Origin of the sequence: Streptomyces sp. NPDC021012 (assembly GCF_044333355.1) — a bacterium.
In the GTDB taxonomy this organism is placed as follows: Bacteria; Actinomycetota; Actinomycetes; order Streptomycetales; family Streptomycetaceae; genus Streptomyces.
The window spans coordinates 139,562-162,503 of the sequence record NZ_JBIRQU010000014.1; the positions used below are offsets into that span (position 1 = coordinate 139,562).

The following is a 22,942-nucleotide window of genomic DNA, read 5'->3' on the forward strand; positions in this document are numbered from 1 at the left end:
CGTCAGGGAGGCAACCCCACATGAACGCAGTGACGCGTCGTGCCGTCATAGCCACGGCCGCGGTCTCGATGGCCCTCTCGCTCGCCGCCTGCGGCAAGGCCGGTGGCGACGACAGCGCCGACAAGGGCAGCTCGACGAAGATCGGTCTGCTCCTTCCGGAGAACAAGACCTCGCGCTACGAGGCCCTGGACAAGCCGCAGTTCGAGAAGGCCGTCAAGGCCGCCTGTGCCGACTGCGAGGTCGTGTACAACAACGCGGTCTCCGACGTCGTGAAGCAGAAGCAGCAGTTCGACCAGCTGATCGCCGACGGCGTCAAGGTCATCGCCCTCGACCCGGTCGACGCCACCAAGGCCGCGGGCTGGGTCAAGGACGCGAAGGCCAAGGGCGTCAAGGTCGTCGCGTACGACCGTGCCGTCGCTGGCGCCGACGCCTACGTCAGCCACGACAACAACAAGGTCGGCGAGCTCCAGGGCCAGGCCCTGCTGACCGCGCTCGGCGCGAAGGCCGCCACCGCCAACGTCGTGATGATCAACGGCGACGAGAAGGACCCGAACGCCGCCCTGTTCAAGAAGGGCGCCCACGCCGCGCTCGACGGCAAGGTCGGCAAGATCGCCTACGAGGCCTCCGGCGAGTGGGACCCGAAGGTCGCGGGCGAGAAGATGTCCGCCGCGATCTCCTCGGTCGGCAAGGACAAGATCACCGCCGTCTACTCGGCCAACGACGGCATGGCCGGCGGCATCATCACCTCCCTGGAGAACGCCGGCATCAAGAACATCCCGGTGGGCGGCCAGGACGCCGAGGTCGCGGGCATCCAGCGCATCATCGCGGGCACCCAGACCTTCACCATCTACAAGTCGCCGCTCCAGCTGGCCCCCGAGGCCGCCAAGTTCGCGGTGAACCTGCTCCAGGGCAAGAAGATCGTGTCGACCATGACCGACGGCGTGCCCTCCACGCTCTTCGCCCCCGTCGTGGTCGACAAGACCAACATCCAGTCCACGGTGATCACGGACGGCATCTACAAGGCCTCGGACCTCTGCACGGCGGACCTCGCCGCCAAGTGCACCGCGCTGGGCATCAAGTAACCCCAGCCGCTCCCCGCCGGGCCCTCACCGGCCCCGCGTCACGGATCCCGGCACCCGCCGCGCCCAGTCAGGGGCGCCGCCGCCCGCGTACAGAGGGTGAAGACCCCTGGTAACCGGGCCGGCGCACGGCGGCCGGATCCGTCCCCCAGCCCGTCCGGCCCCCGGCCGACCCAGACCCCGCTGTCGGTCCGGGGGCCGGACGAGCCCAGCCCCCCTCGAAACTTCGGCGCCGCACGACGGCGCGACATGCCGTCGCCCTCTCCGGGCGGCGAAGGAGTTGGTTCACGTGTCCCAGACGCCCGTGCTGGCGTTGCGCGGGATCTTCAAGCGATTCGGAGCGGTCCAGGTCCTCTCCGGTGTCGATCTCGAAGTCCACGCAGGAGAGGTCGTCGCGCTCGTCGGCGACAACGGAGCGGGAAAGTCCACGCTGGTCAAGACGATCGCCGGCGTGCACCCCATCGACGAGGGCGTCATCGAGTGGGAGGGCGAGCGCGTCGAGATCCAGCGCCCGCATGACTCCCAGAACCTCGGTGTCGCGACCGTCTACCAGGACCTCGCGCTCTGCGACAACCTCGACGTCGTCGCCAACCTGTTCCTCGGCCGCGAGATCAAGAAGGGCGGCGTCCTCGACGAGGTCGCCATGGAGAAGCGGGCCAAGGACCTGCTCTCCACGCTCTCCATCCGCATCCCCAGCGTCCGCATCCCCGTCGCCGCCCTCTCCGGCGGCCAGCGGCAGGTCGTCGCCATCGCCCGCGCCCTCGTCGGCAACCCCAAGATCGTGATCCTGGACGAGCCCACCGCCGCCCTCGGCGTGGAGCAGACCGCGCAGGTCCTCGACCTGGTCGAGCGGCTGCGCGAGCAGGGCCTCGGCGTCATCCTCATCAGCCACAACATGGCCGATGTGAAGGCCGTCGCCGACACCGTCGCCGTGCTCCGCCTGGGCCGCAACAACGGCACCTTCCCGGTGGCCACCACCACGCACGAAGAGATCATCGCCGCGATCACCGGTGCCACGGACAACGCCGTGACCCGCCGTCAGGCCCGTAACGCGGAGGTAGCGAAGTGAGCACCACCCCCCGTACCTCCGAGGACACCGTGCCCGAGCCGCGCACCGAGGCCCCGGCCACCGCCGCGGTCCCCGCCGTCGACCCCCGCCTCCTCGTCCGCGAGCAGGGCCTCAAGGGCTACGTCGACGAGTTCAAGCGCAAGATCCGCTCCGGCGAGATCGGCTCGCTGCCCGTCGTCGTCGGCCTGATCGTCATCGGCGTCGTCTTCCAGGCCCTCACCGGCAACTTCATCACCTCGTACAACCTCGACCAGATCACGCTGTACGCGGTCGGCCCCGGCATCATGGCCGTCGGCATCGTCTTCGTGCTGCTGCTCGGCGAGATCGACCTCGCCGTCGGCTCCGTGGCGGGTCTGGCCGGCTCGGTCTGGGGCGTCCTCGGCACCGACATGCCCGACGGCCTCGCCATCCTCCTCGGCATCCTGTCCGGCACCCTGCTCGGCGCCTTCCACGGCATCGTCTTCGCCAAGATCGGCGTGCCCGCCTTCGTCGTCACCCTCGCCGGCTTCCTCGGCTGGGCAGGCCTCCAGACCTGGGTGATGGGGGACAAGTCCACCATCCCCACCCCGATCGGCAGCTTCGTCGAGGACCTCACCAAGTACTACTTCTCCGACGTCGCCGCCGCCTACGGCCTCGCCGTGGCCGTCATCGCCGGCTTCTACCTCGCCCAGCTGCGCGACTCCCGCCGCCGCAAGGCCGCCGGGCTGCCGCACCGCCCGCAGAGCGAGATCATCCTGCGCACCGCCGTCCTCGCGGTCCTGGTCCTCGTCGCCGCGTACGGCTTCAACCAGGAGAAGGGCCTGCCGCTCTCCCTGGTCATCTTCCTGGTGATCCTGCTGGCCACCGACTTCGTCCTGCGCCGCACCACCTACGGCCGTCAGGTCTTCGCGGTCGGCGGCGGCATCGAGGCCGCCCGCCGCGCCGGCATCAGCGTGGACTGGATCCGGATCTCGGTCTTCATGATCTCCGGCACGCTGGGCGCCGTCGGCGGCCTCTTCCTCGCCTCCGCGACCGGCGGCGCCGACCGCTCCCTCGGCGGCGGCAACCAGCTGATGATGTGCATCGCCGCCGCCGTCATCGGCGGCACGTCCCTGTTCGGCGGACGCGGCAAGGTCTGGTCGGCGCTCCTGGGCATCCTGGTCATCCAGTCGATCGTCCAGGGCCTCAACCAGATGAACCTGTCCTCGAACGCGATCCAGTACATGATCACCGGAGCGGTCCTGCTCATCGCGGTGATCATCGACTCGGTCTCCCGCCGCACGCAGAAGACCGCCGGCCGCGCGTAACCCCTGTCACACCAGCCCGGCACCGGGAAACCGGTGCCGGGCTCCGGCGCGTCCGGAGCAGTGCCGGGACCCGTACGGAACCGGGCATGCGCGCGCGTACGGAGCCGTACAGATCATCGGCTTGTCGGCCGTGAGGGTGATGCCACACCCCCCGGCCCGATGCCCACGATCCAAGACGGAACATTAGACTCGACAAATCGGCAAGCTCGACCAGCTCAAAGCAAGGAGGAACGGGTGGCTCTGCTGACCCGTATCAGGGGACCGCGAGATCTGGACCGGCTCTCCCCGGAGCAGCTGGACCAGCTGGCCGACGAGATCAGGACGTTCCTCGTGGACGCCGTCTCCAAGACCGGCGGGCACCTCGGCCCCAACCTCGGTGTGGTCGAGCTGACCATCGCCCTGCACCGGGTGTTCGACTCCCCGAAGGACAAGGTCCTCTGGGACACCGGCCACCAGAGCTACGTCCACAAGCTCCTCACCGGGCGCCAGGACTTCTCGAAGCTCAAGATGAAGGGCGGCCTCTCCGGCTACCCCTCGCAGGCCGAGTCCGAGCACGACGTCATCGAGAACTCGCATGCCTCCACCGTCCTCGGCTGGGCCGACGGACTGGCCAAGGCGAACGAGGTCCTGAAGAAGGACGACCACGTCGTCGCCGTCATCGGCGACGGCGCCCTCACCGGCGGCATGGCCTGGGAGGCGCTGAACAACATCGCCGCCGCCAAGGACCGCCCGCTCGTCATCGTCGTCAACGACAACGAGCGCTCCTACGCGCCCACCATCGGCGGCCTCGCCAACCACCTGGCCACCCTGCGCACCACCGACGGCTACGAGCGCTTCCTCGCCCGCGGCAAGGACATCCTGGAGCGCACCCCCGTCGTCGGGAAGCCGCTCTACGAGACCCTGCACGGCGCCAAGAAGGGCCTCAAGGACTTCATCGCCCCCCAGGGCATGTTCGAGGACCTCGGCCTCAAGTACGTCGGCCCCATCGACGGCCACGACATCGAGGCCCTGGAGTCCGCCCTCACGCGCGCCAAGCGCTTCGGCGGCCCCGTGATCGTCCACTGCCTCACCGAGAAGGGCCGCGGCTACCAGCCCGCCCTCCAGGACGAGGCCGACCGCTTCCACGCCGTCGGCAAGATCCACCCCGACACCGGCCTGCCCATCGCCTCCTCCGGCGCCGACTGGACCGGCGTCTTCGCCGAGGAGATGGTCGCGCTCGGCAAGGAGCGCGAGGACATCGTCGCCATCACCGCGGCCATGCTCCAGCCCGTCGGCCTCGACAAGTTCGCCAAGGCCTTCCCCGAGCGGGTCTTCGACGTCGGCATCGCCGAGCAGCACGCCGCGGTCTCCGCCGCCGGCCTCGCCACCGGCGGCCTCCACCCGGTCTTCGCGGTCTACGCGACCTTCCTCAACCGCGCCTTCGACCAGGTCCTGATGGACGTGGCCCTGCACAAGTGCGGCGTCACCTTCGTCCTGGACCGGGCCGGCGTCACCGGCACCGACGGCGCCTCGCACAACGGCATGTGGGACATGTCGATCCTCCAGGTCGTGCCCGGCCTGCGGCTCGCCGCCCCGCGCGACGCCGACCAGGTCCGCGCCCAGCTGCGCGAGGCCGTCGAGGTCACCGACGCCCCGACCGTGGTCCGCTTCTCCAAGGGCGCGGTCGGCCCGGCCGTCCCCAGCCTGCGCCGCGTCGGCGGCATGGACGTGCTCCGCGAGTCCGGCTCGGAGCGGCCCGACGTCCTCCTGGTCTCCGTGGGCGCCCTGGCCCCGATGTGCCTGGAGATCGCCGAGCTCCTGGAGCGGCAGGGCATCTCCACCACCGTCGTCGACCCCCGCTGGGTCAAGCCCGTCGACGAGGCCCTCGCCCCGCTCGCCGAGCAGCACCGGGTGGTCGTCACCGTCGAGGACAACAGCCGCGTCGGCGGTGTCGGCTCGGCCGTCGCCCAGGCGCTGCGCGACGCCGGCGTCGACGTGCCGCTGCGTGACTTCGGCATCCCGCCGCGCTTCCTCGACCACGCCTCCCGCGGCGAGGTCCTGGCCGAGATCGGGCTGACCGCGCCGGACATCGCCCGCCAGGTCACCGGTCTGGTCTCGCGGCTCGACGGAAGGTTCGAGAGCAGCGCGCAGGCCGTGGAGCCCGCCCGCGACTGACGGACCCCGTCACCCGGCGTCACCTTTGGGCCGGTCGGATCACTCTTCGGAGTGCCGACCGGCCCTTTCGCGTGCATTCTGGCCACAGGGCGGGCAGCCCCATGGCAGGGAGGTGCGACGTGAGTACGGACCAGCGGCCACGTGCCAACACCGGATTGTTCCGGACGAAGTCGGTCGAGCAGTCGATCCGCGACACCGAGGAGCCCGAGCACGCGCTCAGGAAATCCCTGTCCGCCTGGGACCTGACCGTGTTCGGCGTCGGCGTCATCATCGGCACCGGCATCTTCGTCCTCACGGGCAAGGTCGCCAAGGAGAACGCCGGCCCGGCCACCGCCCTCGCCTTCGTCGCCGCCGGCATCGTCTGCGCCCTGGCCGCCCTGTGCTACGCCGAGTTCGCCTCGACGGTGCCGGTGGCGGGATCGGCGTACACCTTCGCGTACGCGTCGATCGGCGAGCTGCCCGCCTGGATCATCGGATGGGACCTGGTCCTGGAGTTCGCCCTCGGCACCGCGGTGGTCGCCGTCGGCTGGTCCGGCTACGTCAGATCCCTCATGGACAACATCGGCTGGCACCTGCCGGCCTCGCTCGAAGGCCCGGACGTCGCGGGCGGCACCTTCGACATCCTGGCCTTCCTGCTCGTCCTCGTGCTCACCGTCGTGCTCGTCCTCGGCATGAAGCTCTCCGCCCGGATCACCGCGGTCGTCGTCGCGATCAAGGTGACCGTCGTGATGATCGTGATCGTCGCCGGCCTGTTCTTCATCGTCGGCGACAACTACAAGCCCTTCATCCCGCCGGCCGTCACCCCACCCGGCGGCACCTCCGGCTGGAACTCCCCGATGGTCCAGCTGATCTTCGGCTACGAGCCGACGAACTTCGGCGTGATGGGCATCTTCACCGCGGCCTCCGTCGTCTTCTTCGCCTTCATCGGCTTCGACGTCGTCGCCACCGCCGCCGAGGAGACCAAGCTGCCGCAGCGGGACATGCCCCGCGGCATCCTCGGCTCGCTCCTCATCTGCACCGTGCTGTACGTGGCCGTGGCCCTCGTCGTCACCGGCATGGAGAAGTACACCCAGCTGTCCACCAGCGCCCCGCTCGCCGACGCCTTCAAGGCGGCGGGACACCCGTGGTACGCGGGCGTGATCAGCTTCGGCGCCGCCGTCGGCCTCACCACGGTCTGCCTGATCCTGCTCCTCGGCCAGACCCGCGTCTTCTTCGCCATGAGCCGCGACGGCCTGCTGCCGCGCTTCTTCTCCGTCACGCACCCCCGGTTCAGGACCCCGTACCGGCCGACCATCCTGCTCGGCGTGATCATCGCCGTCGTCGCCGGCTTCACCAGCATCAACGAACTCGCGACCCTGGTGAACATCGGCACCCTCTTCGCCTTCGTCGTCGTCGCCGTCGGCGTCATGGTGCTCCGCCGCACCCGCCCCGACCTGCCGCGCGCCTTCCGCACCCCCTGGGTGCCCGTGCTGCCGATCCTCTCCATCGCCGCCTCCGTCTGGCTCATGCTCAACCTGCCGGGCGAGACCTGGTTCCGGTTCGCCGTCTGGATGGTGATCGGCTTCGTCGTCTACGCCCTGTACGGACGCGGTCACAGCCGGCTCGGCAGGGAGAGCAGGGAAGCCGTGCGCTGAGCGGGCGGACACCGGGCGCGGCGGAGACCCTCCGGGAGGGCGACTACAGTCGGTTCGTACCCGAACTGCTTCCGACGACCGGAGTGCTGGATCCCCCCATGGCGAATTCCCAGGCCCCCACCGACCGTTCTCACGGCACCGCCGCCCCCGTGCTCCAGGGCGGCTGGCTGACCAGAGGGGAGGAGGGCAGGTTCAGCGCCTATCTGCCCCGGGGCGGCGAGGTGGTGCGCTGGACCGAGGAGCCCGGCGGCGGCTGGAGCGGCCCCGTCTCCCTCGGCGGCGACGGCCTGACCCCGTTCCTCGCCGTCGGCCAGGGAGCCGACCGCTACGTCCACCTCGTCGGCCTGCGGCCGACGGGCGGGGACGAGGGACACGTCGAGCTGGTGCACGCCGTCCAGTTCCAGACCGGCCGTCCGGCGGCCGCCTGGCGCCCGCTGGGGCACTCCAACGGCAAGGGCCCCTGGACGGGCAACCCCGCCGTCGCCGTGGACGCCCAGGGCCGCGCATACGTCTTCATGCGCAACGGCGGCGGCGGCATCAGCGTCCGCGCCCAGAAGGACGCGGGCGGCTGGCACCCCTGGTGGGACCTGATGGGCTCCAAGACCGACCCCTCGCCGGTCGCCGTCACCAACGGCTCCGGCCTCGTCGAGCTGTACAGCTCCCACGCCAAGGGCCTCGTCCGCTACGTACAGCGCGTGGCCGGTGAGAAGCCGGAGCGCGAGGAGCTCCTGCCCGCCTCGGTGGCCATGGGCTCCCTGGCGGCCGTCACCGGGCCCTCCGGGCACGTGACGCTCTTCTACCTCGACCAGGAGGGCCAGGTCATGGCCTGGTCGCCGGAGCGCGAACTGACGCCGACGCCGCTCGGCAAGGCGGTCGGCACCGGACGCCTGTCCGTCACCCGCTGCCTCATCGACGGCTTCGACTGCACGGTCCTCGCCCAGCAGTCCGGGGACGGCCGGCTCGCCCTCGCCGCCTACCCCAGCGAGCAGGAGGCGGAGGGCCTCAGCTGGTCGGAGACGGGGGAGCGGCAGGGAAGCCTGGCCACCGCCCTCACCCGGAGCCTCGACGGCGGCCTGGTCGCGATGGCCGTGGCCGACGGAGGCGTCCCGGTGGCCACCCGTCAGAAGGTCGGTGCCCAGGGGCTGCTGCTCGAAGGCTGGCGCTCCATAGGGTGACACCGCCCGCGACACGGGAAACGGCCCCGGCACCTGTGCGAGGTGCCGGGGCCGTCGTCCTGACGCGTCCGGGTGTTACGCCGGGACGCTCGCCACGCCCTGGGCCAGGAAACGCTTGCCGTTGACGCGCTCGGAGACGCCCTCACGGTCCAGGTACGGCGTGATGCCGCCCAGGTGGAAGGGCCAGCCCGCGCCCGTGATCAGGCAGAGGTCGATGTCCTGCGCCTCGGCGACGACACCCTCCTCCAGCATCAGGCCGATCTCCTGCGCCACCGCGTCCAGGACGCGGTCGCGGACCTGCTCCTCGGTCAGGACGACGTCGCCCTGCTTGAGGAGGGCGGCGACCTCCGGGTCGAGCTCCGGCTTGAAGCCGTTCTCCGGCTTGTAGACGTAGAAGCCGCGCTTGCCGGCCTCGACGACCGCCTTCAGGTTGGGGGAGACCTTGAAGCGCTCGGGGAAGGAGCGGTTCAGCGTCTCGGAGACGTGCAGACCGATCGCCGGGCCGACGAGCTCCAGGAGCACCAGCGGGGACATCGGCAGGCCGAGCGGCTCGATCGCCTTCTCGGCGGTCTCGACCGGGGTGCCCTCGTCGATGACGTTCTGGATCTCGCCCATGAAGCGGGTCAGGATGCGGTTCACGACGAACGCCGGGGCGTCCTTGGTGAGGACCGCGGTCTTCTTCAGCTTCTTGGCGACACCGAAGGCGGTGGCCAGGGACGCGTCGTCCGTCTTCTCGCCGCGGACGATCTCCAGGAGCGGGAGGATCGCGACCGGGTTGAAGAAGTGGAAGCCGACCACGCGCTCCGGGTGCTGGAGCTTGGAGGCCATCTCCGAGACGGACAGCGAGGAGGTGTTGGTGGCGAGGATCGCGTGCGCCGGGGCGACCGCCTCGACCTCCGCGAACACCTTCTGCTTGACGGACATCTCCTCGAACACGGCCTCGATGATGAAGTCCGCGTCCGCGAAGCCCTCGGCCTTGTCGAGGACACCGGAGACCAGGCCCTTGAGACGGTTGGCCTTGTCCTGGTTGATGCGGCCCTTGCCGAGCAGCTTCTCGATCTCGGCGTGGACGTAGCCCACGCCCTTGTCGACGCGCTCCTGGTCGATGTCGGTCAGGACGACCGGCACCTCCAGGCGGCGCAGGAAGAGCAGGGCCAGCTGGGAGGCCATCAGACCGGCGCCGACGACACCGACCTTGGTGACCGGGCGGGCCAGCGACTTGTCCGGGGCGCCGGCGGGGCGCTTGCCGCGCTTCTGCACCAGGTTGAAGGCGTAGATGCCGGAGCGCAGCTCGCCGCCCATGATCAGGTCCGCGAGGGCCTGGTCCTCGGCGTCGAAGCCCTTCTGCAGGTCGCCGTCCTTGGCGGCCTCGATGATGTCGAGGGCGCGGTAGGCGGCCGGGGCGGCGCCGTGCACCTTGGAGTCGGCGATGGCGCGGCCCTTGGCGACGGCCTGGTCCCAGGCCTCGCCGCGGTCGACCTCGGCGCGGTCCACGGAGACCTCGCCCTTGAGGACCGAGGCGGTCCAGACCAGCGACTGCTCCAGGAAGTCGGCGCCCTCGAAGATCGCGTCGGCGATGCCGAGCTCGAAGACCTGCTTGCCCTTGAGCTGGCGGTTCTGGTTCAGCGAGTTCTCGATGATGACCGAGACGGCCTTCTCGGCGCCGATCAGGTTCGGCAGGATGGCGCAGCCGCCCCAGCCGGGCACCAGGCCGAGGAAGACCTCGGGCAGCGAGAAGGCCGGCAGGGCCTTCGAGACGGTGCGGTAGGTGCAGTGCAGACCGACCTCGACGCCGCCGCCCATGGCCGCGCCGTTGTAGTACGCGAAGGTCGGCACGGCGAGCGCGGACAGGCGCTTGAAGACGTCGTGGCCGCCCTTGCCGATGGCGAGCGCCTCGTCGTGCTTCTTCAGCAGCTCGACGCCCTTGAGGTCGGCGCCGACGGCGAAGATGAACGGCTTGCCGGTGATGCCGACGCCGACGATCTCACCGTTCGCGGCCTCGGCCTCGACCTGGTCGATCGCCGCGTTCAGGTTGGCGAGGGACTGCGGGCCGAAGGTGGTCGGCTTGGTGTGGTCGAAGCCGTTGTCCAGCGTGATCAGCGCGAACCTGCCAGCGCTGGCCGGGAGTTCGAAGTGCCGTACGTGGGCCGAGGTGACGACCTCGTCCGGGAAGAGCTCGGCGGCGCCCTTCAGAAGCTCGGCGGTGGTGCTCACTTGCCCTCCCAGTGGGGGTTCTCCCAGATGACCGTCGCGCCCATGCCGAAGCCGACGCACATGGTGTTGAGGCCGTAGCGGACCTGCGGGTTCTCCTCGAACTGGCGGGCCAGCTGCGTCATCAGACGGACGCCGGAGGAGGCGAGCGGGTGGCCGTAGGCGATGGCGCCGCCGTACTGGTTGACGCGGGCGTCGTCGTCGGCGATGCCGTAGTGCTCCAGGAAGGCGAGGACCTGGACCGCGAAGGCCTCGTTGATCTCGAAGAGGCCGATGTCCTCGATGGACAGGCCGGCCTGGGCGAGGGCCTTCTCGGTGGCCGGGATCGGGCCGTAGCCCATGACCTCCGGCTCGACGCCGGCGAAGGCGTACGAGACGAGGCGCATCTTGACCGGGAGGTCGTTCTCCCGGGCGAAGTCCTCGGAGGCGATGATCGAGGCGGTGGCGCCGTCGTTGAGGCCGGCCGCGTTGCCCGCGGTGACGTTGCCGTGGACGCGGAACGGCGTCTTCAGGTTGGCCAGCGACTCCAGGGTGGTGCCCGGGCGCATCGGCTCGTCGGCGGTGACCAGGCCCCAGCCGGTCTCGCCGGTGGAGGCGTCGGTGCGGCGGACCGAGATCGGCACCAGGTCCTGCTGGATCTTGCCGTCGGCGTACGCCTTGGCGGCCTTCTCCTGCGAGCGCACGGCGTACTCGTCGGCGCGCTGCTTGGTGATGCTCGGGTAGCGGTCGTGCAGGTTCTCGGCGGTCATGCCCATGAAGAGGGCGGACTCGTCGACCAGCTTCTCGCTGACGAAGCGCGGGTTCGGGTCGACGCCCTCGCCCATGGGGTGGCGGCCCATGTGCTCGACGCCACCGGCGATGACGGCGTCGTACGCGCCGAAGGCGATCGAACCGGCCGTCGTCGTCACGGCGGTCAGCGCGCCGGCGCACATGCGGTCGATGGAGTAGCCCGGCACCGACTGCGGCAGCCCGGCGAGGATGCCCGCCGTGCGGCCCAGGGTCAGGCCCTGGTCGCCGATCTGCGTGGTCGCGGCGATGGCGACCTCGTCGATCTTCGCGGGGTCGAGGCCCGGGTTGCGGCGCAGCAGCTCCCGGATGGCCTTCACGACGAGGTCGTCGGCGCGGGTCTCGTGGTAGATGCCCTTCGGGCCCGCCTTGCCGAACGGGGTGCGGACGCCGTCGACGAAGACGACGTCCCTGACGGTACGAGGCACGATGGCTCTCCTCCAGGGTGCGGGATGGCACTGCTGCTGCGGCCCACGCCTAAGCGTGCGCTTGCTCCACCCATGCTACTTGTGGGTAACCAGGCTGCCCACCCCTTGGGGCCCAAGCGGTGAAGGTCACACCCGTGCGCCCCCGTGCGCCCCTCCGTTGGGACGGTCCGGCAACCCCGATGGGCCCAGACCGGCGGCCGTCCCGTGGCGCCCGTTCCCGGGCGGACGGAGTCTGGCCGGGCCGGGGCGCAGGGCTCCGGCCCCCACACGGAACGGACTCCCATGGCGAAGGTCATCACCACCGACCACTGGGTCTGGCACACGTCCACCGTCCCCGCGAACAAGGACGAGGAGGTCGAGCTCTTCGTACGGGAACGCAACGGCACGCCCAAGGGCCAGGAACGCAAGCCTGTCCTCATGCTCCACGGCCGGAGCGTCCCGGTGCTCCCGGGCTTCGACCTCCGGTACAAGGACTACAGCTGGGCCGGGGCGCTGGCGCAGGCCGGCTACGACGTCTTCATGATGGACCTCCAGGGCTCCGGCCTCTCGGTACGGCCGAAGATGGAGGACCCCCGCAACGTCAACCCCGCCCAGCAGTCCCTGCTGACGCCGCGGCCGCCGGGATTCACGCCGGGCCAGCCGCACTACCCGTACCAGCTGAACGACTCGTACAGCGACTGGGACGAACTGCACACCGTCGTGGAGTTCATCCGCGAGCTGTGCGAGGTGGACAAGGTCGCCTTCATCGGCTGGTCGGCCGCCGCGTTCTGGATGGGGCCGTACGCGGTCAAGAACCCCGGGAAGGTCGAGAGCCTGTTCCTGCTGGCGCCGATCTTCCCGGCCAAGGGCACCTCGAATCCGCCGGCCTCGCTGCCGGTGCCGGGCTTCCCGACCAACCTCAGCACGAAGGCCGGACTGTCCTCCCCGGGCGGCTGGGGCGGCGAACTGCACTGCGAGGGTCAGCGCGAGGACGGCATCGTCGACGTGGTCTGGGACGCGCTGCTGAAGAGCGACCCGGTCGGCAGCGTCTGGGGAGGCATCGACGGGCTCAGCCGCTTCAGGAGCTTCACCCGGTGGGGGTGGAACGAGACCACCGCGAAGCAGGGCGGGGTGCTCGGCGGAAGCGTGCCCGTACTGATCGTGTACGGGGAGTACGACAAGCAGGCGAACACGACCAACGCCAACCCGGAACTCAACTTCTCCGTCCCCGAGCTCTACAAGGCGGTCGCGGGCAGCCACAAGCTGATGGTGAAGCTGGCCTGCGCGGGGCATTCCGTGCCGTGGGAGATGCAGCACGGGAACGTGCACGAGCTCTCGAAGCACTGGCTGAAGCACCTCAAGGTCGACGGCAAGACCAACGGGGTCTTCGACATGGACACCGCCGGCAACCTCAGCCCGGCGCCCTAGCGAAGAGCCCCCCCGCGCCCCGAGGGGCGCGGGGGGCTCTTCCCGTCCGGTCACGCGCTCGCCGACAGCGCCTTCACCAGCAGCGGCGTCACCAGCTCCACCTGCCACGGGCGGGCGCCGTGGCCGGTCAGGGCCGCGGAGACCGTCTCCGGGGTCGCCGGGGTCGGCGGTTCCCAGCAGACGCGGCGGACCGTGTCCGGCGTGATCAGGTTCTCCTGCGGGAGGTTCAGCTCCTCGGCGAGGGCCGAGACCGCCGTGCGGGCCGCGGCGAGGCGGGCCGCGGCGGCCGGGTCCTTGTCGGCCCAGGCGCGCGGCGGGGGCGGGCCCGCGACCTGCTGGCCCGGCTGGGGGAGCTCGCTCTCCGGGAGGGCACGGGCGCGGTCGATCGCGGCCTGCCACTGCTCCAGCTGGCGGCGGTTCATGCGGTTGCCGAAACCGGGCAGCGCGAGGAGCGCGCCCACGTTCACCGGTACCGCCAGCGCCGCCTCCACGATCGCCGCGTCGCTCAGCACCTTGCCGGGGGAGACGTCACGCCGCTGGGCGACCTTGTCGCGGGCCGTCCACAGCTCCCGTACGACCGCCATCTGACGGCGGCGGCGCACCTTGTGCATGCCGGAGGTGCGGCGCCACGGGTCCTTGCGCGGCGGGGCGGGCGGCGCCGAGGCGATGGCGTCGAACTCCTGGCGGGCCCACTCCAGCTTCCCCTGCCGGTCGAGCTCCTTCTCCAGGGCGTCCCGCAGGTCGACGAGCAGCTCGACGTCCAGGGCCGCGTACCGCAGCCACGGCTCGGGCAGCGGCCGGGTGGACCAGTCGACGGCGGAGTGGCCCTTCTCCAGGGCGTAGCCGAGGACGGACTCGACCATCGCGCCGAGGCCGACCCGCGGGAAGCCGGCGAGGCGTCCGGCGAGCTCGGTGTCGAACAGCGAGGTGGGGAGCATGCCTATGTCGCGGAGGCACGGAAGGTCCTGCGTCGCGGCGTGCAGGATCCACTCGGTCCCGGCGAGCGCCTCGCCGAGCCCCGAGAGGTCGGGGCAGCCGACGGGGTCGATGAGCGCGGTGCCCGCGCCCTCGCGGCGGAGCTGGACGAGATAGGCCCGCTGGCCGTAGCGGTAGCCGGAGGCGCGCTCGGCGTCCACGGCCACGGGACCGCTTCCGGCGGCGAACGCGGCGATCACCTCGGCGAGGGCGTCCTCGGTCTCGACGACGGGCGGAATCCCCTCGCGGGGCTCCAGCAACGGGATCGGAAGCCCATTCGCAGGGACATCGTCGTCCGGGGGGCCGCCCCCGGTGGTGCGCAGTGCTGTGTCTGCTGCGGTCTCTTGGGCGTCGGTCACGCGTCAAGGGTATCGGTGAACGGCACGCGCCTGTCGACGGAACGTTCCGTCGACAGGCGCGAGCCGATGTCCACCGGCGGTCAGTGGATGATCCCCGTCCGCAGGGCCACCGCGACCATGCCGGCGCGGTCGCCGGTGCCCAGCTTGCGGGCGATGCGGGCGAGGTGGCTCTTGACGGTCAGGGCGGACAGGCCCATGGAGACGCCGATCGCCTTGTTCGACTGGCCCTCCGCGACGAGCCGCAGCACCTCGACCTCACGGCCGGAGAGCTCGCGGTAGCCGCCCGGGTGGCTCGGGGCACCCGGGGGGCGGCGGTGGCCGAGGCGGGCCGCCGCGGAGCCGATGGGGGCGGCGCCGGGGCGGGTCGGGTGACCGATGTTGGTCCGGGTGCCGGTGACGACGTAGCCCTTCACGCCGCCCGCCAGGGCGTTGCGCACGGCGCCGATGTCATCGGCGGCCGAGAGGGCGAGGCCGTTGGGCCAGCCCGCGGCGCGGGTCTCGGACAGCAGGGTCAGGCCGCTGCCGTCGGGCAGGTGGACGTCGGCAACGCAGATGTCGCGCGGGTTGCCGACGCGGGGACGGGCCTCCGCGATGGACGACGCCTCGATCACGTCGCGTACTCCGAGGGCCCACAGGTGGCGGGTGACGGTGGAGCGGACGCGTGGGTCGGCCACGACGACCATGGCCGTCGGCTTGTTCGGGCGGTAGGCGACCAGGCTTGCGGGCTGCTCGAGGAGAACGGACACCAGGCCTCCTGGGGGGAAGGGTGCGGGACGGAGCCGGCTCGGGGAAGAAGCCGGGGGCGAACCCGTGCTGTGAAGGGGTCACTGACTCCTTCGGCAGCTGGGCCGCCCGCCTTTAGGGAAAGATCACGATTTGGTGAGTAACAATTAGGGCAATTCGGACGCGTGATCGATCATCCTACGAGCGGACCCCGCCCCGTCACCCCCACGAGGGACCCCGGGGGAGGCGTTTCGAGCCCCCTGCGGGACCCCCGGCGGGGGGAGGCGTTCCAGGCCCTCTGTGGGACCCCGGCAGGCCCCTGTGGGACCCCGGGGGCGGGGGAGGTGTCCCGCGCAGGCGCCTCACGCCCCCTGCGGCCCCCGGCGCTGGGGCAACGAGACGACCCCCGCGCCCGTCACCGTCCCCGCCCCCGGATCCGCCGGTGCCGGTGGCAGCCCCGCGATCTGGCAGAGCAGGTCGCACCAGGCCGCCAGGTGCGCCCCGGTGTCCGGCACCCCGCCCAGGCCCTCGCGCGGCGTCCAGGACGCCCGCATCTCGATCTGGGTCGCCGGTCTGCGGTCCGCGAGACCGCCGAAGTAGTGCGAGCCCGCCATCGTCACGGTCCCGCTCGCCTCCCCGTACGAGAGCCCCCGCGCCTCCATGGCCCCGGTCAGCCAGGACCAGCACACCTCGGGCAGCAGAGGGTCCGCCGCCATCTCCGGCTCCAGCTCCGCCCGGATCAGGGTCACCAGGCGGAACGTGCCCTTCCAGGCCTCGTGCCCGGCCGGATCGTGCAGCAGCACGAGCCGCCCGTCCGCCAGGTCCTCCTCGCCCTCCACCACGGCCGCCTCCACCGCGTACGCGTACGGGGCGAGCCGCTGCGGCGGCCTGGTCGGGTCGATCTCGATCTCCGACCGCAGCCGCGCCGACCGCAAGGCCTCCACCGCCCGCCGGAACGCGGGCGGAACCGGGTTCGTGTCCGTACTGTCCGCCGTTTCGTCCGTCCCTCGATCGCCGTCGGAATGATCGGAAAAATGTCCCTGAGCCGCAGCCATGCGGGGAAGAGTAGGCGGAACGGGGCCTCCGTGCAGGGAGGACACCCGGCCCGGACGAGCGGCTTCCCGCCACATGCGAAGATTCTGGCGTGAGTGCCATTGACCGCCCGCAGGGCCAGCAGACGAAGCAGCAGTCGCGGACGTACGACTCCGCGTTCCTCAAGGCGTGCCGGCGCGAGCCGGTTCCGCACACCCCCGTCTGGTTCATGCGACAGGCCGGGCGCTCCCTCCCCGAGTACCTGAAGGTCCGCGAGGGCATCCCCATGCTGGAGTCCTGCATGCGGCCCGAGCTGGTCACCGAGATCACGCTGCAGCCGGTCCGGCGCCACAAGGTCGACGCCGCCATCTACTTCAGCGACATCGTCGTCCCCCTCAAGGCCATCGGTCTCGACCTCGACATCAAGCCCGGCGTCGGCCCGGTCGTCGCCGACCCGATCCGCACCCGCGCCGACCTGGACCGGCTGCGCGACCTGACCCCGGAGGACGTCCACTACGTCACCGAGGCCATCGGGATGCTCACCGAGGAGCTGGGCGACACCCCGCTCATCGGCTTCGCCGGCGCGCCTTTCACCCTCGCGAGCTACCTCGTCGAGGGCGGCCCCTCGCGCAGCCACGAGCGCACCAAGGCCATGATGTACGGCGACCCGCAGCTCTGGGCCGACCTCCTCGACCGCCTCGCCGAGATCACCTCGGCCTTCCTCAAGGTCCAGATCGAGGCCGGCGCCTCCGCCGTGCAGCTCTTCGACTCCTGGGTCGGCGCCCTCGCCCCGGCCGACTACCGCCGCTCGGTGATGCCCGCCTCCACCAAGGTCTTCGACGCGGTCGCCGGCTACGGCGTCCCCCGCATCCACTTCGGCGTCGGTACGGGCGAGCTCCTCGGCCTGATGGGCGAGGCCGGCGCGGACGTCGTGGGCGTCGACTGGCGCGTCCCGCTCGACGAGGCCGCCCGCCGCGTCGGCCCCGGCAAGGCCCTCCAGGGCAACCTGGACCCGGCCGTGCTCTTCGCCTCGACCGAGGTCGTGGAGGCCAAGACCGACGAGGTCCTCGCCGCCGCGAAGGACCTGGAGGGGCACGTCTTCAACCTGGGCCACGGCGTGATGCCGTCGATGGACCCGGACGCCCTGTCCCGGCTCGTCGAGTACGTGCACACGCGGACGGCCGTCTGACGGTCGCCCGCGTGCGGGAAGGTGCTCAGACCTCGCAACCCACGGGCGGGTTGCCGGAGGCCACCCGGCAGAAGTCGACGCCGGCGCCGCCGTTGACGACGCCCGCGTTCGGGCCGACGACGACGTAGTCGTTGTCGGCCCCGCCGAGCACCTGGCCCGTCGGGCCGACCGAGCCGTCGACCCGGATGTAGTCGCGGCCGGTGCCGCCCCTGAGGGTGGCGCCGCCGCCGACGTCGCCGCTGACGCGGATGTAGTCGGCGCCGCCCAGGCCGTCGACCACGTCACCGGAGGCGAGGGAGCCGCAGGTGATGTAGTCGGGGCCGGGCGTGCCGACGACGCTCGTACCGCTGACGGGGATGCCGTTGACCCGGCAGGAGGCCACCGCGTGGGCGGGCGTCGCCGTCAGGGCGATCGGGGCTATGACGAGAGTGGCGGCGCTGAGCGCGCGCATCGTGTGTCGGATCATGCGAACAGTGACACACGGTGACCTTTCGGCCGCAAATCGTGACCGAGGGTCACTCCGCCGCTCGGGTCATTCCGCCGCCCGGACGGCCGCCGCCGCCTTGCGCGCCGCGATCAGCACCGGGTCCCACACCGGCGAGAACGGCGGCGCGTACCCCAGGTCGAGCGCCGTCATCCCCTCCACCGTCATCCCCGCCGTCAGCGCCACCGCCGCGATGTCCACCCGCTTCGCCGCGCCCTCCCGGCCCACGATCTGCACCCCGAGCAGCCGGCCCGTGCGCTTCTCGGCCAGCATCTTCACCGTCATCGGCGCGGCCCCCGGGTAGTAGCCCGCCCGGCTCGTCGACTCGACCGTCACCGTCACGAACCGCAGCCCCACCTCCCGGGCGTCCCGCTCCCGCAGGCCCGTCCGCGCGATCTCCAGGTCGCAGACCTTCGACACCGCCGTGCCCACCACGCCCGGGAAGGTCGCGTAGTCGCCGCCCACGTTCGAGCCGATGACCTGCCCGTGCTTGTTCGCGTGCGTGCCGAGGGGAACGTGCCGCTCCCGGCCCGAGACCAGGTCCAGGACCTCCACGCAGTCCCCGCCGGCCCAGATGTTCCCGTGGCCCCGCACCCGCATCGCCAGATCGGTGAGCAGCCCCCCGTACGCCCCGAGGGGCAGCCCCGCCGCCCGCGCGAGCGAGGTCTCCGGCACCACGCCCGTGCCGAGCACCACCACGTCCGCCGGATACTCCTCCGCGTCCGTGGCCACCGCCCGCACCCGGCCGTCCGCTCCGGTCAGGACCTTCGTCACCGGCGCCGAGACGACCGTCCTGATCCCGAGGCCGTCCATCGCCCGGTGCACGAGGCGTCCCATGTCCGGGTCGAGGGTCGCCATCGGCTGCTCGCCCCGGGTCAGGACCGTCACCTCGTAACCCCGGTTCAGCAGGGCCTCGGCCATCTCCACCCCGATGTACCCGGCGCCGACGACGACCGCCCGCCGCCCCGGCACACCGGACAGCGAGTCGAGCAGCGCCTGACCGTCGCCGAGGGTCTGCACCCCGTGCACCCCGGGCGCGTCGATCCCCGGCAGCGGTGGGCGCAGCGGCCGCGCCCCGGTCGCGATCACCAGCTTGTCGAAGCCGGTCCACGCCTCCGCACCCGACTCCAGGTCCCGCGACCGGACCCGCTGCCCGGGAACGTCGATCTCCGTCACCTCGGTCCGCATCCGCAGATCGATGTCACGGGCCCGGTGCTCCTCGGGGGAGCGCGCGATCAGCTCCCCGCGCGCGGCCACGTCCCCGCCGACCCAGTACGGGATGCCGCAGGCCGAGTACGAGGAGAAGCGCCCGCGCTCGAAGGCGACGATCTCCAGCTCCCCGGGACCCTTGAGCCGGCGCGCCTGCGACGCGGCGGACATGCCCGCCGCGTCGCCGCCGATGACCACCAGTCGTTCACTCATGAGACTCATGGCACGAAACTACTTCTCGGGGGTCTCCCGGGGCCGCGGGGGCGTCGGGGACCCGGGCGCCGCCGGCGCCACGGGCGCTCCCGCGGCGTTCCGCGGGCCGTCCGGCAGGCCGGGGACGGCGCCCGCCGGCCGGGCGGCACGGGCCGCGAGGCGCGGGCGGACCAGGCGGCGCCACAGGACGAAGACGACCAGGGCCACCGCGAGCCACGGCGCCAGGGCGGCCAGCACGATCCCGATCCAGGCAGCCGCGCCCACCAGCGCGTTCCACCCGCCGCTCAGGGCGTCCCCGAAACCGGGACGGCCCTCCTCCTTCGCCACCTCCGGCCGCGGCTTCTCCTGCTCGGAGAGCCGCAGGGTGATCGTCGCCAGCGACGTCCGGTCCTTCAGCGAGGCCTGCTGGGCGAGCAGCGCCTCCAGGTCCGCCTGGCGGCGGCTCAGCTCGCCCTCCAGGGTCACCACGTCGGACAGCTTCTCCGCCCGGTCCATCAGCGCCCGCACCCGCGCCACGCTCGCCCGCTGGCTGGCGATCCGGCTCTCCACGTCCACCACCTGGTCGGTGACGTCCTTGGCCTCCGCCTTGCGGTCGAGCAGCTTCCCGGTGCCCGACAGCTCGGCGAGGACGGAGTCGTACCGCTCCTGCGGCACCCGCAGCACGATCAGCGAGCCGAGGTGCGTGCCCTCGACCCGCTCCGTCGACTCGTTCTCCACGCGCCCGCCCGCCTCGGCCGCCACCCGGCGGGCCGTGGCCAGGGCCTTCGACGCGTCCTTCACCTCGACGGAGAGCGAGGCGGTACGGATGATGTGCTTCTGGGCCGGCGCCTTCGCCGCGGGCTTCCCGGCCGCGCCCGAGGCGCCGGAGGCGTCGGCGGCCCCCTCGGCGGCCCTGTCGGCGGGCTTCGCCGCCACGTCGGCCTTGCTGTCCGAGGCCGAGCCCGAGTCCGTGGCGCCCGCGCCACAGCCCGTCAGGACCAGTGAGGCGGTCAGCAGGACCGCGGCCGTCGTCGTTCTCGTTCTGACTACCCGCACGAGGTTCCCCCCAGGGTGGTGGTGAGTGATGCCCGTTGGACGTACGGGCCCCCGGAACGGGTTGCCCTCCGGGGGTAGCGATGCGATCACGGTCCGGCCTCGGAACGGGCGCGGGCGGGCGGTTTGAGAGAGTGGAGCCATGAACGCGGACACCACGGGACACCACGCCGGGCAGCATGCCGGGCCTCACGTCGTCGTCGCCGGAGGCGGGATCGCCGGACTCGCGGCCGCCCACCGCCTCGCCCTCGCCGGCCACCGGGTGACCCTCCTCGAAGCCGACGCCCGGCTCGGCGGCAAGCTCCTCGCCGGGGAGATCGCGGGCGCCCCCGTCGACCTCGGCGCCGAGTCGCTGCTCGCCCGCCGCCCCGAGGCGGTCGCCCTCGCCCGGGCCGTCGGCCTCGGCGACCGGCTCCAGGCCCCCGCGACGACCACCGCGTCCGTCTGGTCCCGGGGCGAGCTCGTCCCGATGCCCAAGGGGCACGTCATGGGCGTCCCCGGCGCCCCCGCCGCCGTCGAGGGCCTCCTCTCCGCCGAGGGCGTCCGCCGCATCGCCGGAGACCTGGAACTACCGCCGACCGAGATCGGCGAGGACATCGCCATCGGCGCGTACGTCGCCGCGCGCATGGGCCACGAGGTCGTCGACCGGCTCGTCGAACCCCTCCTCGGCGGCGTGTACGCCGGAGACGCCCACCGCATCTCGATGAAGGCCGCCGTCCCCGCCCTCTTCGAGGCCGCCCGCGTCCACCCCACGCTCACCGCCGCCGTCCACGCCGTCCAGCGCGCCGGCGCGGCCGTCCCCGCCGACGTGGCGGGCGCCGCCACCGGCCTCGGCGGCGCCGTGTTCCTCGGCATCGAGGGCGGCGTCGGCACCCTCCCCGGCGCGGTCGCCGACGCGATCCGCGCCGCCGGCGGCGAGATCCTCACCGGCACGCCCGTGACCGCCCTGGCCCGCACCGGCGCCACCGGCTGGCGGGTCGTCACCCCGCACCGGACGCTCGACGCCGACGCCGTCGTCCTCGCCACCCCCGCCTCGGCCGCCGCCGGACTCCTCGGCGGCCACGCCCCGGACGCCGCCGCCGAGCTCGCCGCGATCGACTACGCCTCCATGGCCCTGATCACCCTCGCCTTCCGCCGCTCCGACGTGCCCGCCCTCGCGGGCTCCGGCTTCCTCGTCCCGCCCGTCGACGGCCACACCGTCAAGGCCTCCACCTTCTCCGCCCAGAAGTGGCAGTGGGTCGCCGACGGCGCCCCCGGCCTGTTCGTGCTGCGCACCTCCGTCGGCCGCCACGGCGAGGAGCAGCAGGTCCACCGCGAGGACGCCGACCTCGTCGCCGCCTCCCTCAAGGACCTCGCCGCCGCCACCGGTCTCACCGCCCGCCCGGTCGCCTCCACCGTCACCCGCTGGATCGGCGGCCTGCCCCAGTACCCGGTCGGTCACCTGGCCCGTGTCGCCCGCGTCCGCGCGGCCGTCGCCGCCCTCCCCGGACTGCGCCTCGCGGGCGCCGCCTACGACGGCGTCGGCATCCCGGCCACCATCGCCTCGGCCCACCGCGCGGCCGACGAGATCATCGCCACGTCCGGAACGGGGCACCCCGGTGCGGGGCACTCCTCGTGACGGGCGAGAATAGGCGTATGAGTGCGCCCGAAAAGATCCCGAACGCCGGTAAGAAGGCGAAGGACCTCAACGAGGTCATCCGCTACACCCTGTGGTCCGTCTTCAAGCTGCGCGACGTTCTCCCCGAGGACCGCGGCGGCTACGCCGACGAGGTCCAGGAGCTGTTCGACCAGCTCGCGGCCAAGGACATCACGATCCGCGGCACGTACGACCTGTCCGGTCTGCGCGCCGACGCCGACGTCATGATCTGGTGGCACGCCGAGACGAGCGACGAGCTCCAGGAGGCGTACAACCTCTTCCGCCGCACCAAGCTGGGCCGCGCCCTGGAGCCGGTCTGGTCGAACATGGCGCTGCACCGCCCCGCCGAGTTCAACAAGTCGCACATCCCGGCCTTCCTGGCCGACGAGAACCCGCGCGACTACGTCTCGGTGTACCCCTTCGTGCGCTCCTACGACTGGTACCTGCTGCCGGACGAGGACCGCCGCCGGATGCTCGCCGACCACGGCAAGATGGCCCGCGGCTTCCCGGACGTCCGCGCCAACACGGTCGCCTCCTTCTCCCTCGGCGACTACGAGTGGCTCCTCGCCTTCGAGGCCGACGAGCTGCACCGCATCGTCGACCTCATGCGCCACCTGCGCGCCTCCGAGGCGCGGATGCACGTGCGCGAGGAGGTCCCGTTCTACACCGGTCGCCGCAAGAGCGTCGCCGACCTGGTGGCGGGCCTGGCCTGACGGCCGTACGAAACCCGGTGGCGGGGGGGGGGGGCCCGGGGGGGGGCCCCCCCCCCCCCCCCCCCGCGCGCCGCGGCCCGGCCCCCCCCCCCCCCGGGCCCCCGCCCCCCCCCCCCGCCCCCGGGGGGGGGGGGGGGCCGGGGGGCGG

General features: G+C 72.1%; 18 protein-coding genes. 10 read left to right on the forward strand and 8 right to left on the reverse strand.

What is annotated here, in order from left to right; genetic code table 11:
• The first annotated feature begins 20 nt into the window (after positions 1–20).
• The 6 genes from ACH4TP_RS33640 to ACH4TP_RS33665 all read left to right on the forward strand — a co-directional run bounded on the left by ACH4TP_RS33640 (position 21) and on the right by ACH4TP_RS33665 (position 8,397).
• Positions 21–1,082 (forward strand): sugar ABC transporter substrate-binding protein, encoded by a 1,062-nt coding sequence (locus tag ACH4TP_RS33640; RefSeq protein WP_398185733.1) that lies wholly within the window; start codon positions 21–23, stop codon positions 1,080–1,082.
• A 277-nt stretch (positions 1,083–1,359) separates the two neighbouring features.
• Positions 1,360–2,148: an ATP-binding cassette domain-containing protein gene (locus ACH4TP_RS33645; protein ID WP_167352215.1), complete on the forward strand. Its 789-nt coding sequence runs from the start codon at positions 1,360–1,362 to the stop codon at positions 2,146–2,148.
• On the forward strand, positions 2,145–3,434 hold the full coding sequence (locus ACH4TP_RS33650; protein ID WP_398440080.1) for a sugar ABC transporter permease: 1,290 nt from the start codon (positions 2,145–2,147) through the stop codon (positions 3,432–3,434). The genes ACH4TP_RS33645 and ACH4TP_RS33650 overlap by 4 nt, the downstream gene beginning before the upstream one ends.
• 234 nt (positions 3,435–3,668) lie before the next feature.
• Entirely contained in the window at positions 3,669–5,588 is a 1,920-nt protein-coding gene (gene dxs, locus ACH4TP_RS33655; protein WP_389226889.1) for a 1-deoxy-D-xylulose-5-phosphate synthase, read from the forward strand.
• A gap of 101 nt (positions 5,589–5,689) precedes the next feature.
• The gene (locus ACH4TP_RS33660; RefSeq protein ID WP_398185725.1) at positions 5,690–7,222 is read left to right on the forward strand and encodes an amino acid permease; all 1,533 of its coding nucleotides are present in this window, start codon (positions 5,690–5,692) and stop codon (positions 7,220–7,222) included.
• Positions 7,223–7,320: 98 nt separating this feature from the next.
• A complete protein-coding gene (locus ACH4TP_RS33665) occupies positions 7,321–8,397 on the forward strand; it encodes a hypothetical protein (RefSeq protein ID WP_398440081.1) in 1,077 nt (358 codons plus the stop codon).
• 75 nt (positions 8,398–8,472) lie between these two features.
• Here the strand turns inward: ACH4TP_RS33665 and ACH4TP_RS33670 are convergent, their stop codons facing one another.
• Both ACH4TP_RS33670 and ACH4TP_RS33675 read right to left on the reverse strand, forming a co-directional pair.
• Positions 8,473–10,611 (reverse strand): 3-hydroxyacyl-CoA dehydrogenase NAD-binding domain-containing protein, encoded by a 2,139-nt coding sequence (locus tag ACH4TP_RS33670; RefSeq protein ID WP_398440082.1) that lies wholly within the window; start codon positions 10,609–10,611, stop codon positions 8,473–8,475.
• Positions 10,608–11,822 (reverse strand): thiolase family protein, encoded by a 1,215-nt coding sequence (locus ACH4TP_RS33675; protein WP_382659289.1) that lies wholly within the window; start codon positions 11,820–11,822, stop codon positions 10,608–10,610. The genes ACH4TP_RS33670 and ACH4TP_RS33675 overlap by 4 nt, the downstream gene beginning before the upstream one ends.
• Before the next feature lie 282 nt (positions 11,823–12,104).
• Between ACH4TP_RS33675 and ACH4TP_RS33680 the strand changes: the two genes are divergently transcribed.
• Positions 12,105–13,229, forward strand: coding sequence for an alpha/beta hydrolase (locus ACH4TP_RS33680; protein ID WP_398440083.1), 1,125 nt, complete (start codon positions 12,105–12,107; stop codon positions 13,227–13,229).
• 50 nt (positions 13,230–13,279) lie between these two features.
• On the opposite strand, the gene ACH4TP_RS33685 is transcribed toward ACH4TP_RS33680, so the two are convergent.
• The 3 genes from ACH4TP_RS33685 to ACH4TP_RS33695 form a co-directional block, all read right to left on the reverse strand.
• Positions 13,280–14,563: a ribonuclease D gene (locus tag ACH4TP_RS33685; RefSeq protein ID WP_398185710.1), complete on the reverse strand. Its 1,284-nt coding sequence runs from the start codon at positions 14,561–14,563 to the stop codon at positions 13,280–13,282.
• An 80-nt stretch (positions 14,564–14,643) separates the two neighbouring features.
• The gene (locus tag ACH4TP_RS33690; protein ID WP_017242457.1) at positions 14,644–15,309 is read right to left on the reverse strand and encodes a response regulator transcription factor; all 666 of its coding nucleotides are present in this window, start codon (positions 15,307–15,309) and stop codon (positions 14,644–14,646) included.
• Between the two features lie 339 nt (positions 15,310–15,648).
• Positions 15,649–16,341 carry a DUF3000 domain-containing protein gene (locus ACH4TP_RS33695; RefSeq protein ID WP_389226906.1) on the reverse strand — a complete coding sequence of 231 codons (693 nt, stop codon included), beginning with the start codon at positions 16,339–16,341 and terminating at the stop codon, positions 15,649–15,651.
• 89 nt (positions 16,342–16,430) lie between these two features.
• On the opposite strand from ACH4TP_RS33695, the gene hemE reads away from it, so the two are divergent.
• Positions 16,431–17,507: a uroporphyrinogen decarboxylase gene (hemE, locus tag ACH4TP_RS33700; protein WP_389226909.1), complete on the forward strand. Its 1,077-nt coding sequence runs from the start codon at positions 16,431–16,433 to the stop codon at positions 17,505–17,507.
• 25 nt (positions 17,508–17,532) lie between these two features.
• Here the strand turns inward: hemE and ACH4TP_RS33705 are convergent, their stop codons facing one another.
• The 3 genes from ACH4TP_RS33705 to ACH4TP_RS33715 form a co-directional block, all read right to left on the reverse strand.
• On the reverse strand, positions 17,533–17,973 hold the full coding sequence (locus ACH4TP_RS33705; protein WP_398440084.1) for a hypothetical protein: 441 nt from the start codon (positions 17,971–17,973) through the stop codon (positions 17,533–17,535).
• Between the two features lie 66 nt (positions 17,974–18,039).
• Complete coding sequence (locus ACH4TP_RS33710) at positions 18,040–19,413, reverse strand: FAD-dependent oxidoreductase (protein ID WP_389226915.1); 1,374 nt, start codon at positions 19,411–19,413, stop codon at positions 18,040–18,042.
• 18 nt (positions 19,414–19,431) lie between these two features.
• The gene (locus ACH4TP_RS33715; RefSeq protein ID WP_398440085.1) at positions 19,432–20,448 is read right to left on the reverse strand and encodes a DUF4349 domain-containing protein; all 1,017 of its coding nucleotides are present in this window, start codon (positions 20,446–20,448) and stop codon (positions 19,432–19,434) included.
• A 139-nt stretch (positions 20,449–20,587) separates the two neighbouring features.
• On the opposite strand from ACH4TP_RS33715, the gene hemG reads away from it, so the two are divergent.
• Both hemG and hemQ read left to right on the forward strand, forming a co-directional pair.
• Complete coding sequence (gene hemG, locus ACH4TP_RS33720) at positions 20,588–22,063, forward strand: protoporphyrinogen oxidase (protein ID WP_389226921.1); 1,476 nt, start codon at positions 20,588–20,590, stop codon at positions 22,061–22,063.
• A gap of 17 nt (positions 22,064–22,080) precedes the next feature.
• Positions 22,081–22,794 (forward strand): hydrogen peroxide-dependent heme synthase, encoded by a 714-nt coding sequence (hemQ, locus tag ACH4TP_RS33725; protein ID WP_389226924.1) that lies wholly within the window; start codon positions 22,081–22,083, stop codon positions 22,792–22,794.
• The last annotated feature ends 148 nt before the right edge of the window (positions 22,795–22,942 follow it).

Excerpts from the sequence above, each read along its gene's own strand:
- ACH4TP_RS33640 (WP_398185733.1), top strand. The coding sequence starts at position 21 with ATGAACGCAGTGACGCGTCGTGCCGTCATAGCCACGGCCGCGGTCTCG.
- ACH4TP_RS33660 (WP_398185725.1), top strand. The coding sequence starts at position 5,690 with ATGGCAGGGAGGTGCGACGTGAGTACGGACCAGCGGCCACGTGCCAAC.
- ACH4TP_RS33665 (WP_398440081.1), top strand. The coding sequence starts at position 7,321 with ATGGCGAATTCCCAGGCCCCCACCGACCGTTCTCACGGCACCGCCGCC.
- ACH4TP_RS33680 (WP_398440083.1), top strand. The coding sequence starts at position 12,105 with ATGGCGAAGGTCATCACCACCGACCACTGGGTCTGGCACACGTCCACC.
- ACH4TP_RS33695 (WP_389226906.1), bottom strand. The coding sequence starts at position 16,341 with ATGGCTGCGGCTCAGGGACATTTTTCCGATCATTCCGACGGCGATCGA.
- ACH4TP_RS33705 (WP_398440084.1), bottom strand. The coding sequence starts at position 17,973 with ATGATCCGACACACGATGCGCGCGCTCAGCGCCGCCACTCTCGTCATA.
- ACH4TP_RS33710 (WP_389226915.1), bottom strand. The coding sequence starts at position 19,413 with ATGAGTGAACGACTGGTGGTCATCGGCGGCGACGCGGCGGGCATGTCC.
- hemG (WP_389226921.1), top strand. The coding sequence starts at position 20,588 with ATGAACGCGGACACCACGGGACACCACGCCGGGCAGCATGCCGGGCCT.
- hemQ (WP_389226924.1), top strand. The coding sequence starts at position 22,081 with ATGAGTGCGCCCGAAAAGATCCCGAACGCCGGTAAGAAGGCGAAGGAC.